11 protein-coding genes and 1 pseudogene are annotated in these 16766 nt (G+C 40.2%); 6 read left to right on the plus strand and 6 right to left on the minus strand.

Going from position 1 to position 16766, the window contains the following annotated elements; translation table 11 throughout:
- The first annotated feature begins 95 nt into the window (after positions 1-95).
- Both IPI59_01855 and IPI59_01860 read left to right on the plus strand, forming a co-directional pair.
- Positions 96-4046 (plus strand): Eco57I restriction-modification methylase domain-containing protein, encoded by a 3951-nt coding sequence (locus IPI59_01855; protein ID MBK7526312.1) that lies wholly within the window; start codon positions 96-98, stop codon positions 4044-4046.
- On the plus strand, positions 4040-4477 hold the full coding sequence (locus IPI59_01860; GenBank protein ID MBK7526313.1) for a hypothetical protein: 438 nt from the start codon (positions 4040-4042) through the stop codon (positions 4475-4477). The genes IPI59_01855 and IPI59_01860 overlap by 7 nt, the downstream gene beginning before the upstream one ends.
- Here the strand turns inward: IPI59_01860 and IPI59_01865 are convergent.
- Complete coding sequence (locus tag IPI59_01865) at positions 4461-5330, minus strand: class I SAM-dependent DNA methyltransferase (GenBank protein ID MBK7526314.1); 870 nt, start codon at positions 5328-5330, stop codon at positions 4461-4463. The two genes, IPI59_01860 and IPI59_01865, sit on opposite strands and share 17 nt — an antisense overlap.
- A 94-nt stretch (positions 5331-5424) precedes the next feature.
- Between IPI59_01865 and IPI59_01870 the strand changes: the two are divergent.
- The 3 genes and pseudogenes from IPI59_01870 (at position 5425) to IPI59_01880 (ending at position 7257) form a co-directional block, all read left to right on the plus strand.
- Positions 5425-6032 (plus strand): annotated as a pseudogene (locus IPI59_01870) (master DNA invertase Mpi family serine-type recombinase).
- 321 nt (positions 6033-6353) lie between these two features.
- Positions 6354-6788 (plus strand): hypothetical protein, encoded by a 435-nt coding sequence (locus tag IPI59_01875; GenBank protein ID MBK7526315.1) that lies wholly within the window; start codon positions 6354-6356, stop codon positions 6786-6788.
- A complete protein-coding gene (locus tag IPI59_01880) occupies positions 6775-7257 on the plus strand; it encodes a hypothetical protein (GenBank protein MBK7526316.1) in 483 nt (160 codons plus the stop codon). Before IPI59_01875 ends, IPI59_01880 begins: the two co-directional genes overlap by 14 nt.
- A gap of 57 nt (positions 7258-7314) precedes the next feature.
- On the opposite strand, the gene IPI59_01885 is transcribed toward IPI59_01880, so the two are convergent.
- Together IPI59_01885 and IPI59_01890 are read right to left on the minus strand one after the other, a co-directional pair.
- Positions 7315-8700, minus strand: coding sequence for a hypothetical protein (locus IPI59_01885; protein ID MBK7526317.1), 1386 nt, complete (start codon positions 8698-8700; stop codon positions 7315-7317).
- Between the two features lie 130 nt (positions 8701-8830).
- Entirely contained in the window at positions 8831-9412 is a 582-nt protein-coding gene (locus IPI59_01890; GenBank protein ID MBK7526318.1) for a hypothetical protein, read from the minus strand.
- Positions 9413-9980: 568 nt separating this feature from the next.
- On the opposite strand from IPI59_01890, the gene IPI59_01895 reads away from it, so the two are divergent.
- Positions 9981-11918: a T9SS type A sorting domain-containing protein gene (locus IPI59_01895; GenBank protein MBK7526319.1), complete on the plus strand. Its 1938-nt coding sequence runs from the start codon at positions 9981-9983 to the stop codon at positions 11916-11918.
- Positions 11919-12045: 127 nt separating this feature from the next.
- Here IPI59_01895 and sucC read toward each other — a convergent pair whose 3' ends face one another.
- From sucC to IPI59_01910, 3 genes are all read right to left on the minus strand, one after another.
- Entirely contained in the window at positions 12046-13239 is a 1194-nt protein-coding gene (gene sucC, locus IPI59_01900; GenBank protein ID MBK7526320.1) for an ADP-forming succinate--CoA ligase subunit beta, read from the minus strand.
- Between the two features lie 194 nt (positions 13240-13433).
- Positions 13434-15329 carry a gamma-glutamyltransferase gene (gene ggt, locus IPI59_01905; protein ID MBK7526321.1) on the minus strand — a complete coding sequence of 632 codons (1896 nt, stop codon included), beginning with the start codon at positions 15327-15329 and terminating at the stop codon, positions 13434-13436.
- A 134-nt stretch (positions 15330-15463) separates the two neighbouring features.
- Positions 15464-16603, minus strand: coding sequence for a CofH family radical SAM protein (locus IPI59_01910; protein MBK7526322.1), 1140 nt, complete (start codon positions 16601-16603; stop codon positions 15464-15466).
- Positions 16604-16766: the final 163 nt, after the last annotated feature.

Consider the following 16766-nt stretch of genomic DNA (forward strand, 5'->3'; position numbering starts at 1 on the left):
TGCCTCATTGTTTCAAAAATAGCGTTACCGAAAAAATTTAAATCGCAGCTGCCTGCCTTGGGCAGTTAAAAAACCAACTAAACAAAAAAGAAAAAATGAACAACACAGCACTAAAAGAACTATTTTCTAAACCCTTCGACCTGCAAAACTGGATAGAAGTTTTACGAACTGTTTTTAGCGTAAAACACCTGTACCGGCTACCGCAAGCCATTCGCTTGCCAAACAACGACAAAGCCGAAGCCGCTTTTGAGTTGGGTAATTTTAATACCATTGACGACCGCCTTATTGGTCTTTACCATATAAAAATAAAACCAAATATACGGCTTGAACGCAACAAAGTAGGTTTGCGGGAACTGCTCCACAATATTTACAAAAATGATGTGGACGGCGCTATTATTGTTTTTGAGCAACAGAACAAATGGCGCTTGAGTTTTGTGAGCGATATTAAAGTGCGAAACAACGAAGGCGAAATTGTAACCCAAACCACCGAACCCAAACGCTATACCTATTTATTGGGCGAAGGCGAAAAAGTGCGCACACCTGCCGACAGGTTTTCTGCCCTAACAGGAAAAAAACTACACCTCGAAGATATCCGGAAACTCTTTTCCGTTGCCACACTTACCAAAGATTTTTACAACGAATTATTTAAATGGTACGAGTGGACACTATCAGACGAGGTAGGTGTTACTTTTCCTAAAAACACCAATACTCCCGAAGATAACCGCGAAAAATTAGAAGAGCAAATTATTCGCCTCATTACTCGCTTGCTTTTTGTGTGGTTTATCAAACAAAAAAAATTAGTCCCCGATAATTTGTTTAGTGCAAACGCGCTCAAACCAATACTTAAAAACTTTAAATCCAATGATGCCCAAAACGGTAACTATTACAACGCCATTTTACAAAACCTGTTCTTCGCCACACTCAACAAAACCATTACCGGGCGGGCTTTTGCCAAAGAAGAAAACACACGCGATATAAAAAATTTATACCGCTATGCCGAAATGTTTTCGATAAGTGAAGACGAAATTATTGAACTGTTTAAACCCGTTCCTTTTTTAAACGGCGGCTTGTTTGAATGTTTAGACAAAGAAATTTCTACAGACGGCATTAAATACCATTTAGACGGTTTTAGCCGAAATGATAAAAAAGTAAAAGAACAATTCAGCCACCGGGCATTTATACCCAACTGCGTGTTTTTCGACGAGCAAAAAGGTATTATTCCCCTATTAGAACGTTACAATTTTACCGTAGAAGAAAACGCACCCGAAGAGGTACAGGTAGCACTCGACCCCGAATTATTGGGCAATGTATTTGAAAATTTATTAGGCGCATTTAACAGCGAAACCAGAGACTCAGCACGGAAACAAAGTGGCTCCTTTTACACACCACGCGAAATTGTGGACTTTATGGTAAACGAATCACTATTAGAATACATCAAGAGTGCAGTTAGCATCCCTGCTGACATAAAAAGTACTTTGAGCATCCCTGCTCAAACTAAAGAGCAAGATACTTTTGAAGCATTTTTCAACCCCTACAACGAAATCGAAATTCACCAAGGCAACCTGCCACACTGGCAACAAGAAGAAGTTTGGTATTTCATCACATTTCGCTTAGCCGACTCATTACCTAAAGAAGTGGTAGAAGAAATAAAAATCAAAAGAGAAGAATGGCTTAAAAGGAGGAATGGTTTAAAGCCCGAAAACCTGTCTATTGAAGAAAAGAAAGAATATTATCGTTTATCTTCAGGTCGCATTGAAGAATTGCTGAGTGCCGGAAAAGGCTCATGTATTTTGAAAGAACCTAAGATTGCCAAAATTGTTGCCGATGCTTTACTGCATTTCAACAACAAGCGATATGTATTAGACGAATGGGTAATAATGCCCAATCATGTCCATATATTAGTAAAACCCTTGGCAAACCATAAGTTACCGGATATTCTTCATTCGTGGAAATCTTTTACTGCAAATGAAATAAACAAAGTAACTGGTAATAAAGGGCAATTATGGATGCACGAATCGTATGACCATATCGTAAGAAATGAGAAAGCCTTAAACGCTATCAGAAATTATATCAGGCAAAATCCGGTAAAGGCTAAATTAAAAGTGGGTGAATTTTTATTGAATGAAAGTAAGGATATGCTTGTAGTCAGAAGCAAGGATGCTTCTGGAACATTTGAAGCTCGTTTACGGGAGTTATTTTCTTATACCGAGACACCTAATACTTTTGACGAAAAAGAAACAAAAGCTATAATTGAAGCCATTAACAACTGTAAAATTCTTGACCCCGCCTGCGGTTCGGGGGCTTTCCCTATGGGTATCCTACACAAAATGGTGAATATACTTCAAAAACTCGACCCCGAAAACAAATACTGGAAAGACCTGCAACGCCAAAAAGCAATTGAAGAAACCGAGGCAGCTTTGAAAATTGGCGACAAAGAAGAAAGAGGCAAACGACTGGCTGAGATAAACGATGTATTTGAAAACAATGCCAGCGATTACGGACGTAAATTGTATTTAATAGAAAATTGCATTTATGGAATAGACATACAAACCATAGCCGCACAAATTAGCAAACTGCGTTTTTTTATATCCCTGATTGTAGAACAAGGCGAAATGGATTTTAATAAAGAAAATTATGGTGTAATTACCTTACCCAATTTAGAAACTAAATTTGTAGCCGCTAATACCTTAATTAGTATTGGTGCCGGAAATAGCGACCCACTCGATTTAAACAAAGCAGAATTGCTTAATATGAAAGCAGAACTTTGGAGTATTCGTGAAAAACATTTTTACGCCAAAGGTGCTAAGGAGAAAAAAAGTCTGCGCAAAGAAGATGAAAAATTAAGAGAAAAAATAAAAACTTATATTTGCGAAAATGCCTACAAACCCAGAGAAGATTTTATAGCCCTTTACAAGGAAGAAATTAGCAAACAGGAAGCAGAACGCAAAAAATATGAAGGGGAAAACTGGGTAGAAACAACCGAAAACAGTACCCAGGGCGATCTGTTTGAAGCACTACCAAAACAACAAATTCCTTTTAAAACAGACAAAAACAAAGAAGAAAGAACCCGTATTGATAAATTAATTAATAATTTAAAAGATAAAATAAAGTTGGAATATGAAAGAGAAAAACCAAAAGGCTTTGAAGAAGAAATTCAAAATTTAGCCGCCTGGAACCCCTACGACCAAAACAGCAGCTCGCCTTTTTTTGATGTAGAATGGATGTTTGGCGTAAAAGATGGTTTTGATATTGTAATAGGTAACCCGCCTTATGTACAATTGCAAAAAGAGGGTGGACGACTAGCCCAAATGTTTGAAAAAGAAGGATACCAAACTTTTGCACGTACCGGAGATATTTATAGTTTGTTTTACGAAAAGGGGCACGAACTATTAAAAGGCAATGGTAATTTATGTTTTATAACTTCTAATAAATGGATGCGTGCAGGCTATGGTGAAAACACACGCCAATTTTTTGCAGAAAATACCAACCCTGTTTTATTGATTGATTTTGCCGGGCAAAAAATATTTGAAAGTGCTACTGTAGATACCAATATTTTATTGTTGTCTAAACAAAAGAACCAACAAAAAACATTGGCTTGTATTGTAAAAGAAAAAGTGTTAAATGAATTGAGCGTTTTTGTTAGACAAAAAGGTACAGAATGTAGTTTTACCACTCAAGAAAGTTGGATTATTTTAAGCCCAATAGAACAAAGTATAAAACGCAAAATAGAAGCGGTAGGTACACCACTCAAAGATTGGGATATTAATATTTATCGTGGAATATTGACGGGATACAACGAAGCTTTTATAATAAATGGAGAAACCAAAGACAGATTGATTAAGGAAGATGCAAAATCTGCTGAAATTATACGACCTATTCTTAGAGGGCGTGATATAAAGCGGTATGGCTATGAGTTTGCAGACCTTTGGTTGATTGCCACATTTCCAAGTCTAAAAATTGATATTGATAAATACCCTGCGGTAAAAGCTCACTTACTTTCTTTTGGAATGGAACGTTTAGAGCAAACAGGTAACGAGCATTGGTAAATGGAGAAAAAATAAAAGCACGAAAAAAAACCAATAACAAATGGTTTGAAACGCAAGATAGCATAAGTTATTGGGAGGATTTTTCTAAACAAAAAATAATGTATTCTGAGATTGTTCGTGAACCTCAGTTTTATCTTGATAAAGAAGGAAAGTATTTTCCTGAAGCAACGAGTTTTATTTTAACTGGAGAAAATTTAACGTATTTGTACCATTTATTGCATAGTAAAGCAGTAACCTATTTTTTTAAAATGTTTTATGCAGGAGGTGGGCTTGGTGAAAGCGGTTATCGTTACAAAAAAGCATTTCTTGAGCTTTTACCTGTTCCAAAACCAAAGAACAAAATATATTTTAACGACAAAAATTTGGACACCGAAGTATATAAAATTTATCAACTGACAGAAGAAGAAATCACGCTTATTGAGAATCAATAAAAGCTATTTCTTCTTTCGTAAAGCCATATAAATCGTTTACAATTTCGTTGATTTTGGATTCAAGTTTAATTGTGCTTTCGACCTTCGATTTATCATCAATAATTTGCTGAACAAGTTTAGTGATTTGTTCGTTTTTATCAGGAATTGGAATTGGGATACTACTTAACGATTGAATATTCAACATCACATCACCTGCACCTGTTGTATCGCTATTATTCAAAATGTAATATTTTGCAAAAGAGCTGCATAAAAATCCAAGTAAATACAAATTTTGATTTGATGTAATAAATGAAGCGGGTGCAGTAATAAAAGAACCTTCTTCCAGCAATGAAAAAGCTAAATTTCTTCCAACGGCTTTCCAAACGATTTTCTGTTTAAAAAAATCCTCCATATAAGCACAGTTTCTTAAATTGTAAGGTGTTATGCCTTGGTCGGCACGTTTTTCAATTTCTTTCCAATAGCCATCTAAATGTTTTTTTATGGCTGGGTAATCCTTTATATTTATAGGTTTTATGCCTTTTTCCTTTATACCATTATGGGTATTTATAAGCCACAAATCGGCAAAGTCATAACCGTATCTTTTGATGTCTCTGCCGCGTAAAATCGGTCGTATAATTTCATCACTTTTGGGGTCTTGTTCTATTAATTCCTTACGTTTTGCACCGTCAATAATGAACGCCTCATTAAAACCTGTTTTTATACCGTAATTTATTTGTATGTCCCAGTCTTTTAAAGGCGTACCTATGCGTTCAATTTTTTCTTTTATGCTTCGTTCAATATCCGATAATATTACCCAACTATCTGCGGTATTAAAAGGGCAAATATTGCCGTTTTGTCTAACAAAAACGCTAATAATAAATATAAAATAATGGTCTAAGTTTTTTCTGTACGGTTTAGGTTTAAATTAAACAGCAATTTTTAGTATTAATTTAAACAAACAATTAAGTATGATTTACGGCTATATTCGGGTAAGCACCGACAAGCAAACAGTAGAAAACCAACGCTACGAAATTAACCAGTTTTGCCAAACCCATTTACATATTGTATATAAATGGATAGAAGAAACCATATCGGGCACCAAAAGCCTGCAAGACCGAAAATTGGGTCAACTACTCAAAAAAATGAAGAAAGGCGATGTTTTAATCTGTTCAGAGTTATCGCGCTTGGGCAGAAATTTATTAATGATAATGGGCATACTCAACGAATGTATGAACCGCGATATACAAGTATGGACAATAAAAGACAATTACCGCTTGGGCAGCGATATTAGTTCAAAAGTATTGGCATTTGCATTTGGTTTATCAGCAGAAATTGAACGCAATTTAATATCACAACGCACCAAAGAAGCCTTAGCTCGTAAGCGAGCTGAAGGGGTTATTTTAGGCAGACCCAAAGGAAGAAAATCAAGCAGAACAAAACTCAGTGGTCAAGAAGCGAAAATCAAAGAATTATTAAAAAAAAAGTTTCCTATTCCGCTATCGGTAGAATTTTGGGTGTGCATAGATTAACGGTTGCTTCTTTTGTAAAAAATACTGAATTAGGTGCAAAATTTTAATCCCATATTTAGGTTATCATTTAACGCATTTTCCGGATAAATTTACGCCCTGTATTTTTATCCGGATAAAATTAAGGCAATCCCACCTCAACCCCCTTATTCAATCCGGATTTTTTTAAGCACAAAACCCACTAAATCGCTGCTATTTGAAGCTAATAGCGTAATTTTGTCGAATATTAAGCGTTTTTTTAGACGCATTGCCGCTACAAGCAGGCGTAAAAGAAAAGACAATAACTTGAAAATTTACAAAATAAAACCAACTAAATTATTTGTAAATACGTCTATTTATCTATTAATGTATTTTTAAAACCCTGTTTTGCCATGAAACCCTCGTTTTTTAAACCTTGTCTTTGCCTTTTAATTGCCATCTTTACTTTAAGCACAACTTGGGGATGCGATGATACACTTTTCCCCGAAGGGCTGCAAAAACTACAAATAAGCAGCGACATACCCGTTAGCGACCCTATTGCCATTTCCAGTGCAATGGCCAATGGCTGCTGTTTGTATATAGAAGCAGGTTATAGCTGCGGCTGTAAAGAACACGAATTTGAGCTTTATTGGAACGGTAGCTGGAATAAAACCAATCCGCCAAGTGTTAATTTAAATTTTTACCATAATAGTAACGGCGAACTATGTGAGGCGTATTGTTTGCAAAAGTTTATGTTTAATATTGAAGCGGTAAAATATCAGGGCGCCGATAAAATTATCTTAAATTTATCCGGATATAATAAGCCCATAACTTATGTTGTTCAATAGTAAAATCAATAGTACGCCTTGGTTTTTAATATTTTATTTCGGCATCCTATTGTTGTTGCTAAGTTGCCGCTCAACCAACACAACCAACTCGCGCAATTTAATGTCAAACCAACAACAGGTAACACACCTCGATTATACCGATGGCAATGGCAATAATTATTATATTGGCCAAAACGAATTAATTTATAAACCTATTGAAGTACACGAAAGCTCATCGGGCGTGTATAGCGGCGGGCAGCCTGCGCAAATCCCCCTCGACCCTTCCCAATATGCCCAGCTTATAAAGCAAGTACAAGGCATGGAAACGGCCACCAATACGCATATACAAAACCGCCCCAAAGGTTCGGGGGCTTTTTCCATTTATCACAACGGCAGTACAAAATCAAAAACTCAATTTATAGTTCGGCCTAATAATCAGTTACTAAAGGCGTGGAACAACACCCTGAAACAGCTATTACAAAAGCCTTAAATTAAATCAACTGTTCAAATAGAATGGCCCAGCCAATAAAAATTGTTGGCTAATAGTTTACTTGCTTCGTGGGCGGTTAGCTATATTTTTAAGCGTTGCAGGTTTTAAAATGCGGAGTTTTGCCTTCTTAAAAATGCCATTTTTCACTTCAATTCCGCGCCATGTTTGGTTAGGGCAAAGGCAAGTTATAGTGCTGCCATATAATAGCAAAGTGCCGCCGGGCTGTACCAATATTTTACTGTTAGGAGGCATGTTTAAATGTGCATTTTGCAGTATCAAACATCCATTTTTAGCTATTACAATATCTCTTGGCATATCAACAAAACGGTTTAGGCGCAAGGTATCGCCGGCATAAATAGTTACAGTTTCGTTTGGGTTTTGGTTGCACCAGTTTGGTTGGGTGTATTTGCGTTGTGGGCTGTTTGGATTGGTAAAATTAGCGTGCATCCGGCCAAGTTGGCAAGGCGTTAAGGCTTCGCGCAGGGCGGTGTAGTCCATATAATTATTGCTTGGTGCATGGTCGGGGCAAACATCCCAGTTCCAGCATTGGGTATGTTGTGGCGTGTCGTCGCAGCCGTCGTTGGTATTCCAGGTATGCCAAAGCCCCAACGAGTGCCCCAGTTCGTGGCATAAAAGGCTCGATGCTTCGGCGGCAGTATTTTCTAAGGCATTGGGGTCGTTGGCATTAAGCAGTTTAAGGTAGGCGTGGTAGCTATTGGCCAATTTCACGTGGTTGGTGTAGCCAATTCCATCGTTCGAGGCTTTGTAGGTGCGGCTTTTAATGCTGTCGGGGTGGTGTTCAATCAAAAAAATATTTAACACCGAGTCTTTGTTTACCCCGTAGGTTTCAAACAAGGTTTTGTTATACAAACTTTTATCTTTTTTGTTAAACCAATAAAGCGAGTCGTTGGCATGAAAATAAATACCCTCCTCATTTTTTGCTTGATTAGTTTGCCCGGCTAATTCAAATTGAATTAAGATGGGCAAAACCGGGGTTTTATTTCCACCTTCCGGAAGGTTCATTTTTGTGTTTTTACTCCAGCGATAATTGACGTAAAAAATTAGCCGTTTTACAAATTCGCGGCCTGTTTGTTGGGTAAAATTTTTAGTGCTGTCGGTATTGTTTACTAGGTGTACATTTACGCGCACCAGCCGAGGGGGGGTAAGCCAAAGGCGCTGTGTGTCGGGGGCATATAGTGCCCAATTATCTAAAAAATTAGAGGATGACGATGTTGTTGTTGTTGCCGCAGTCGGTTGTGTTTTTTGCATTTTGTTGGCCAATTTGGCTGCAATATCTGCATTTTGTTTGGGCAGCGGCAACTGCGCCGTAGCGGTGTAATAGTGTTTGGTACAACCATATCCGGATAAAATGAGCGCAACCCAAACCACAATCAAACAGTAATAATATACAAGGCGATTATTATGAATAGTAGTGTTTTTCATACTGATTGATTGGCTGCGGATAAAATAAAATTTCCGGATTTTACGCCACCATAAGCAGCAACAAATCCGGAAATAAAAATGGTGTTTTTGTTTCTAAAAAAAACAGCGCAGAGCTTAATTTTTCTTAGGTTTATTTGTGTTTTTTGCCTTTTTCTTTTTCATCAAACTGTTTGATGCGCTCAAGTACGCGCTGCCGGCTGGCTTCTTGTTTTTGTTTTTGTTCTTCTTTTATAATTTCTTTTGCCTCTTCGGTGTCTTGCTCTAATTTGCGGGCATTAGCATTGTAGGCATATACCTGCGAGCAAAGCACATTTATCCAAGTTTTGCCGTCAACGTAGGCAAATTGGCAAGAGGGGTTTGTTTCGCATTTTTCTACTTTTACCGGTACTTCGCCCCCATCGGGGTTTATGGCAAACAACGAGTACGCCTTGATGGATGGGTTTAGGTAGGCTTTAAATTTTACTTTTGTTTTTTCGTCAACGTGCAATTCGTTTTCGCCGGCATTTAAGCCCATATAGTCAAGGTTAAAGTTTACAATTGCCCCGGCGGTTTCGGCGTTAGCGGGCGTTGGAAACTCGTTAATAGGAATGCCATAGTCAAAAGAGTCTTTCATGTTTGTTTTGCTGTCGGCTGCCGTGTTATTTTGGGCAGCGGTCATAAAAGCTACAAACGTGCATAAAAATAACGAAAAACAAATTTTGGAAAGATTCATGGTGTTAAGTTGTATAGTTAAAAAGTTTATTTTGTAAAATGTAAGTGCCAAATTGAAGTAACAAGAATGCGCTTTAATTGTTTGGCTTGCCAATTAGTTTATTTAGACACAATATTAATCCGGATGTTTAATAATACAGACGGCGAAACTTTGTTTTGTTACCTGTTTTGATTTTAAAATCTTTTAGGTTAGCTAAAAAACGAAAAACGCCGAACCTTATTATATCACTTAATTGATTGCTTGAAAGACAATATTTTAGGGCATCCGGAATAAAACTAAACCAAAACATGAAATTATAGTTTAGTTGTCTCTTTATTTTTAACATTCTTTAAAGAAGGTAGGCTTAAATCGAAAAAAATTCAATTTGGCAAGAGGTTTGTTAGAAAATACTATTCAGAATTGCGAAAAAACACTCAAATTAGGCAAATTTTGTTTTTTTTGACAAAATAATGACTTCAAAGTGAACGTTTATTCATTTTTCCGGATTATTTTTGCCCCCTTGCATTAAAATTACAATTTTTATTTTAAAACCACATAGTTAATATTAAAATCAAACACTAACCGAATTATGAAGTGTTCATTTACTTTTATTGTTGCTTTGTTTGTTAGTTTGCTTGCCATACAAGTACAAGCACAAACACAGCGCAATTGTAGCGCAAACGAAGTGCGCGAACGGCTATTAGCCGAAAATCCATGGCTGGCCGAAGCTTGGGAAGAAATTGAGCATCAAACGGCTCATTTTATTGCATCGGGCGCTGCCGAACAAAGCCGGGCGGTAATTACCATTCCTACGGTTTACCACGTAGTTTACCGCACCAGTACCGAAAATATTACCGACTCGCAAATTGCTTCGCAAATGACGGTTTTAAATGCCGACTTTCGCAAATTAAACGCCGACTGGACAAACACCCCCAGCGTATTCCAATCTTATGTTGCCGACTGCGAGATAGAATTTTGCATGGCTCAACGCGACCCTACTAACAACGCAACCACCGGAATTACACGCAAATATGTAAACAAAACCTCGTGGGGAACAAATGACGATGTAAAAAAATCCTCAAAAGGAGGTGTTGACCCCTGGAGTGCCGCTAATTACCTAAATATTTGGGTTTGCAATATTGGAGGCGGCATTTTGGGCTATGCTCAATTCCCAGGCGGCCCGTCCTCAACTGATGGCGTGGTTATTGACTACCGCTATCTTGGCACCGAAGGCACTGCTACCTATCCGTTTAACAAAGGCCGCACGGCCACCCACGAAGTTGGCCACTGGCTAAATTTATACCATATTTGGGGCGATGCTACTTGTGGCTCAGACTTGGTAAGCGACACCCCTACCCACAACACGGCAAACTATGGATGCCCAACTTACCCACACTACAGCACCTGCTCGGGCTCGCCAGTTGAAATGACCATGAACTTTATGGACTATACCGACGATGCCTGTATGTATATGTTTAGCACCGGGCAAAAAAACCGGATGCGCGCCGTACTTGAATCAGGAGGCTACCGATACAGCCTGCAAAGCTCGCAAGGCTGTGTTCCCGTTGGCGGCGGCGGAAGCTGCGGCACCCCCACCGGCCTAAATACTACCGGCATTACTAATACCAGCGCAACCTGTAACTGGACTGCTGTTTCGGGAGGCTCTACCTACAATTTACAATGGAAACTAAACTCGGGCAGCACCTGGACAACCGTTAGCGGCATTACTAGCACTACTTACACTTTATCCGGATTGACCGCAGGCACCACCTACAACTATCAGGTGCAAGCCGTTTGCTCAGGCACATCGGGCACCTACTCAAGCCCGGTTAGTTTTACTACTACCGGAGGCTCTTGTACAGATACCTACGAAAATAATAATACTAAAACTAAAGCCAAATCTATAGCTGCCAATACCACAATTAACGCAAAAATTGGCACCAACACCGATGTTGACTGGTTTAAATTTAGCAATACCAGCTCGCAAAAACATATTAAAGTTACCCTAACCAATTTGCCTGCCGACTACGACATGCAATTAGTTAGCAGCAGTGGCACTGTTTTGGCTACCAGCGAAAACGAAGGTACTACTGACGAGCAAATTATTTATAACAACGGTTCGGTTAAAACTTATTATATAAAAATTTACGGATGGAATGGCGCTTACAGCAATACTGCTTGTTATGCCTTAACACCAAGTATTTCAAGTTCAACTTGGCGCACTTCGGGAGAAATTGAAGAAATGAAGCCCGCAGCGCTTCCGGTTCTTACCGAATTAAGTGTTTCCCCCAATCCGGTAAGTAATGGCCAGGTAAATGTTAATGTTCAGCTTCTTGAAACAGAAATAAACGCCACCATAGATATTATTGACTTAACTGGCCGAGCCCTTGTAAGCCAACGACAACTATTAACCAAAGGCAATTCAAAAATTACAATGGATGTAAGCCATTTGCCAGCCGGCATATACATGGTTCGGGTAGCAGACGGCACAACCTCACGCATGACCCGACTTGTGGTTAGCCAATAGCGTAAAATAAATATTGAAAAATATTTAGCAAAATAGCCCGCAGATTTAGTTATCTGCGGGCTATTTTTTGTTGGTGAAGCCATTTTTTGCCTCAAGTTAATTTGCAAGCTAAATAGCTGGCTAATTTTTATTGTTCTAATACTTGTTTTACCTTTTCGGCGGCTTCGCGCAGCAAAATAGCCGATTGTACTCGCAACCCCGACTCGTCAATAATTTGTTTGGCAAGGTCGGCGTTAGTGCCTTGAAGGCGCACAATTATGGGTACATTTATTTGGCCAATTTTGCGATAAGCCTCTACAACACCATTGGCAACCCGGTCGCAGCGCACAATACCGCCAAAAACATTGAGCAAAATAGCTTTTACGTTGGGGTCTTTTAAAATTATTCTAAATCCGGCTTCAACAGTTTCGGCGCTGGCTTTACCTCCTACATCTAAAAAATTAGCGGGTGCACCCCCTGCCAATTTAATAATATCCATAGTAGCCATAGCCAAACCTGCACCGTTTACCATGCAGCCCACGTTGCCGTCAAGCTTAATAAAATTAAGGTCATATTTATCGGCCTCAACTTCGGTTGGGTTTTCTTCGGCTAGGTCGCGCATAGCGGCCAGTTCGGGGTGGCGATATAATGCCGACTCTTCGATGGCCATTTTACAATCGACAGCTAAAATACGGTCGTCGCTGGTTTTAAATAAGGGGTTAATTTCAAGCAACGAGCAATCTGCACCGGCATAGGCAGTATATACTTTTTGTAAAAACTGTTCCATATTAGTAGCAGCCACTCCGGTTAAGCCCAAATTATAGGCCATTTTACGAGCTTGGTAGGGGCGCAGAACGTCTCCGGGCTGAATCCACTCTTTAAACAATTTTTCCGGATGATTTTCGGCCAGTTCTTCAATATCCATACCGCCTTCTGCCGTATAAATAATAACGTTACAACTTTTAGCTCTGTCAAGTAAAATACTCATGTAAAACTCTTTTGCTTCCGAGGGGCCGGGTGCATAAACGTCTTCAGTAATAAGCACTTTCCGGATTAGTTTTCCTTCGGGGCCTGTTTGTCTGTTGTACATGGTCATGCCAATAATAGCGGCAGCTTTTTCGCGCACTTCGTCTAAATTTTTCGCCAATTTTATTGCCCCAGCCTTACCGCGACCTCCGGCATGTACCTGGCCTTTAACAACATGCCATTGTGTGCCGGTAGCTTGGGTTAGCAGTTGGGCAGCAACTACTGCCTCATCGGGGGTTGTAGCCATTATGCCACGTTGTATGGGTATGCCAAAACTTGCTAAAACTTCTTTGGCTTGGTATTCATGCAAATTCATGATATATTTTGATTGGATAAAACGTTTACTAATAAAAATCCTATTTTAAATGGGTATTGCTCCCAAAAACGGGGACAAAGGTACGTTTTTTACACTTTCCTTGTAGCTATTTGATTAAGTTGTTGTGCCTGTTTTGCTTGTGCTATTGCCTTGTTTTAAAAAGGCGTTGAAAATTAGGAAGCACCAGTTCTTAGTTAAAACCCTAAAGCAGCACCTTCACCGCGGGGGTCGGTTGCCCCTTCGAGCAGGCCATCAGCTGGGCGTTTTAAAATGGCATCAACGCGGCCTATAGGTTTGCGCGGTATAGGGTTATGCCCCATTTTTTTAAGCTGCTGTAAAGTAGTGTCGGCAAAGTGGTTTACTTCGTAAAACAAGGTGTCGGGCCGCCATTGATGATGGTAGCGGGGCGTATTGACTGCCGTTTGAAGCGTCATATCAAACTCATAAACGTTAAGTATCGTTTGAAGCACGCTTGTAATAATTGTAGAGCCGCCGGGCGAGCCAACTACCATATATAATTGTCCGTTGCGCAATATAATGGTCGGCGTCATGGAGCTTAACATGCGTTTTTGTGGAGCTATGGCGTTGGCCTCGCCACCCACTAAGCCGTACATATTGGGCACACCGGGTTTTAGGCTAAAATCGTCCATTTCGTTATTCAGCAAAAAGCCTGCGCCGCCAACTACTACTCGGCTGCCATAACTGTCGTTTAAGGTTGTGGTAATGGCTATGGCATTGCCAAACTTATCAACGATACTAAAATGCGTGGTTTCTTCTGACTCAGTGGGCGTTTTGGGCAAATTTGTGTTTTGCAATTTTTTAGTTCCTTTTTCCGGATGAAAACGGTTGTCGGTGCTGGTTGTGTCGCCGGGATTTCCGGGCAATATTTGATGGCTTAGCGTAGCTTTATCCGGATGAAATAAAGCCCAGCGTTGCGATAGATAATCAGGATTTAACAAGCCATCTACCGGAACCGGATAAAAATCGGGGTCGCCTAAATATTTGCTGCGGTCGGCATATACAAGTCGCTCGGCTTCGGCAATCAAATGCATAATTTGCGGGTCATGCACTTGATTTTTGGAATGTTTTGCAGGTAAAAAAGGGGGCAGATTTCGTTCAAGCAGCGTTAGCAGTTGTAGCAAAGCTACACCACCGCTCGACGGGGGCGGCATGGTAATTAGTTGTAGGTCTTTATAGTTGCCCACCAAGGGTTTGCGCCATTGTGGCTGGTAATTGCCGAGGTCGCTTAAAGTAATTAAGCCGCCACGCCGTTGCATTTCGTTGGCAATAAGTTGAGCTGTTTTACCTTGGTAAAAACCATTTGCCCCTTGTTGTTGTATGCGCAATAAGGTTTGGGCCAGGTCGGGTTGGCGCAGGGTGTCGGTAGGCAGCCATTTAACGCCGTTGGGTGGCTGTAAAAAAGCGTTGGGCTGTGTGTTATACTTAGTTATTTCGCTGGCTAAATTATTAAGTTCGTTTGGTATGGTAGCCGATAAAAAAGGCACCCCGTTGGCAGCCATATTAATTGCCGGTCGAAGCAGTTCAGACCAAGGCATACTGCCGTATTGTTGGTGCAAAGCCCACATACCTGCCACCGAGCCCGGCACCCCCGATGCCAAATGGCTATACAAGCTCAACTGCGCAACGGGTTGCCCCTGTGCATCTAAAAACATATTGCGCGATGCTGCTGCGGGTGCTTTTTCTCTGAAATCCAAAGTGGCAGGCTGCCCGTTTATTGGTTTGTAAACGGCAAACCCACCACCGCCAATATTTCCGGCAACCGGAAAAGCAACAGCCAATACAAAATGTACGGCTATGGCGGCATCAACAGCGTTTCCGCCGCGTTGTAGTACTTCTAATCCTGCCTTCGATGCTAATGGGTGCGCACTTACTACCATTGCATTTTTAGCCAAACTGCCCGTAGAAGGTGGTGGCACGGGGCTGGCAGAACTCAAACTTATACCCTGTTTATGGCTACGGCAAGACCATAAACTTGAAACGAATATTAGCAATATAAAATAACTCAACAAAACCTTTAGGTGTTGAAAACGCGATTTTTTACCGGAAATATTGTTGTTGTTGTTTGGCATAGTTTAATACATGCTGACAGGTGCTGATAAAAATAGACTTTTCTTAAAATGTTTTACCAATTCCTGCTATTTGTCCGTCTGCTAATGCTAATGCTCTTGCTCTTGCTTTGTTTCATTTAGCCATTTACCTTTAATTAATAAGCAACAACTTGGTCTTCGATATGGTTAGGCAAGGTGCGGAATTGATAGTGCTGGTTGCGCAGTTGTGGTGTAAATCCGGCCTCGCGTATGGCTTGCTGTATGCCCGATGCAGTAAATCTATGGGGTGCGCCGGCTGCCGACACTACGTTTTCTTCTATCATAATGGAACCAAAATCGTTAGCCCCCGCATGAAGGCAAATTTGAGCGATACTACGCCCTACTGTTAGCCAACTTGCCTGAATATTTTCGACATTTGGCAACATAATTCGGCTTAGGGCTACCATGCGCACGTATTCATCGCCGGTAACGTCGTTGTTTACCTGGCGTACCCGTTGTAAAGTAGTGCCTTCGTCTTGGTAAGGCCAAGGAATGAACGCTAAAAATCCTACTGCATCGCTGGGTTTTTCGGCTTGTACTTCGCGCACACGCGCTAAGTGCTCCATTCGTTCTTCAATAGTTTCGACTGTGCCAAACATCATTGTTGCCGAGGTAGTTAAGCCTAATTTATGTGCTTGGCGCATTACATCAAACCATTGGTTGCTGTTGCATTTGCCTTGGGCAATAATACGGCGTACCCTATCTACTAATATTTCGGCGCCGGCACCCGGAAACGAGTCGAGGCCTGCAGCTATTAACTGCTGTAGTACATGTTGGTAAGTATGTCCTCCAAGGGTGGCTATATGGTGTATTTCGGGGGGGCCAAGTGCATGTAATTTGAGGTCGGGGAACTCGGATTTTAAAGTTGCAAATAAATTGGTATAAAACGACAGGCCCAAATCGGGGTGATGCCCACCCTGAAGCAGCAGTTGCTCGCCGCCAAAACGGTATAGCTCGGCAATTTTTTGCCGGTAGGTGTCCATATCGGTTATATAGGCTTTGTGGGCGTGTTTTTCGGTTGGTGGCACAAAAAAATTACAAAACTTACAATTTGCCACACAAACGTTTGTGGTATTGACATTGCGGTCAATTATCCAGGTAACGATATTGGGTGTTTGCCGCTTATGATGTTTGCGCAATAAATTGCCCACATTGGCTAATGCTGCCGTTGGGGCGTGGTTAAAGAGGTAGGCCCCTTCGTCAATAGTGAGCCATTCAAGTTGTAAGGCTTTTTGTAATAAATGATTAACTTGCATGACTTTTTACTTTTATCATTCTTGTTATTATTATTCTTTATTTTGGTTGCAATATTAAGAGACTGTCTAAAAATTAAAAATTGGCATGCCAGTCCTAAAAATTGATAGGAAAAAAGTTATTAAAAGAGATGTGAATAAAAGACTATCAGTTTGACGTTTAAAT

This window comes from Sphingobacteriales bacterium (assembly GCA_016706405.1).
GTDB lineage: Bacteria > Bacteroidota > Bacteroidia > Chitinophagales > UBA2359 > BJ6.

Bases quoted from the DNA above. Each gene is read 5' to 3' on its own strand.
- ggt (MBK7526321.1), bottom strand. From the start codon at position 15,329: ATGCCAAACAACAACAACAATATTTCCGGTAAAAAATCGCGTTTTCAA.
- IPI59_01875 (MBK7526315.1), top strand. From the start codon at position 6,354: ATGAAACCCTCGTTTTTTAAACCTTGTCTTTGCCTTTTAATTGCCATC.
- IPI59_01890 (MBK7526318.1), bottom strand. From the start codon at position 9,412: ATGAATCTTTCCAAAATTTGTTTTTCGTTATTTTTATGCACGTTTGTA.
- IPI59_01910 (MBK7526322.1), bottom strand. From the start codon at position 16,603: ATGCAAGTTAATCATTTATTACAAAAAGCCTTACAACTTGAATGGCTC.
- IPI59_01885 (MBK7526317.1), bottom strand. From the start codon at position 8,700: ATGAAAAACACTACTATTCATAATAATCGCCTTGTATATTATTACTGT.
- IPI59_01880 (MBK7526316.1), top strand. From the start codon at position 6,775: ATGTTGTTCAATAGTAAAATCAATAGTACGCCTTGGTTTTTAATATTT.
- IPI59_01855 (MBK7526312.1), top strand. From the start codon at position 96: ATGAACAACACAGCACTAAAAGAACTATTTTCTAAACCCTTCGACCTG.
- IPI59_01895 (MBK7526319.1), top strand. From the start codon at position 9,981: ATGAAGTGTTCATTTACTTTTATTGTTGCTTTGTTTGTTAGTTTGCTT.
- sucC (MBK7526320.1), bottom strand. From the start codon at position 13,239: ATGAATTTGCATGAATACCAAGCCAAAGAAGTTTTAGCAAGTTTTGGC.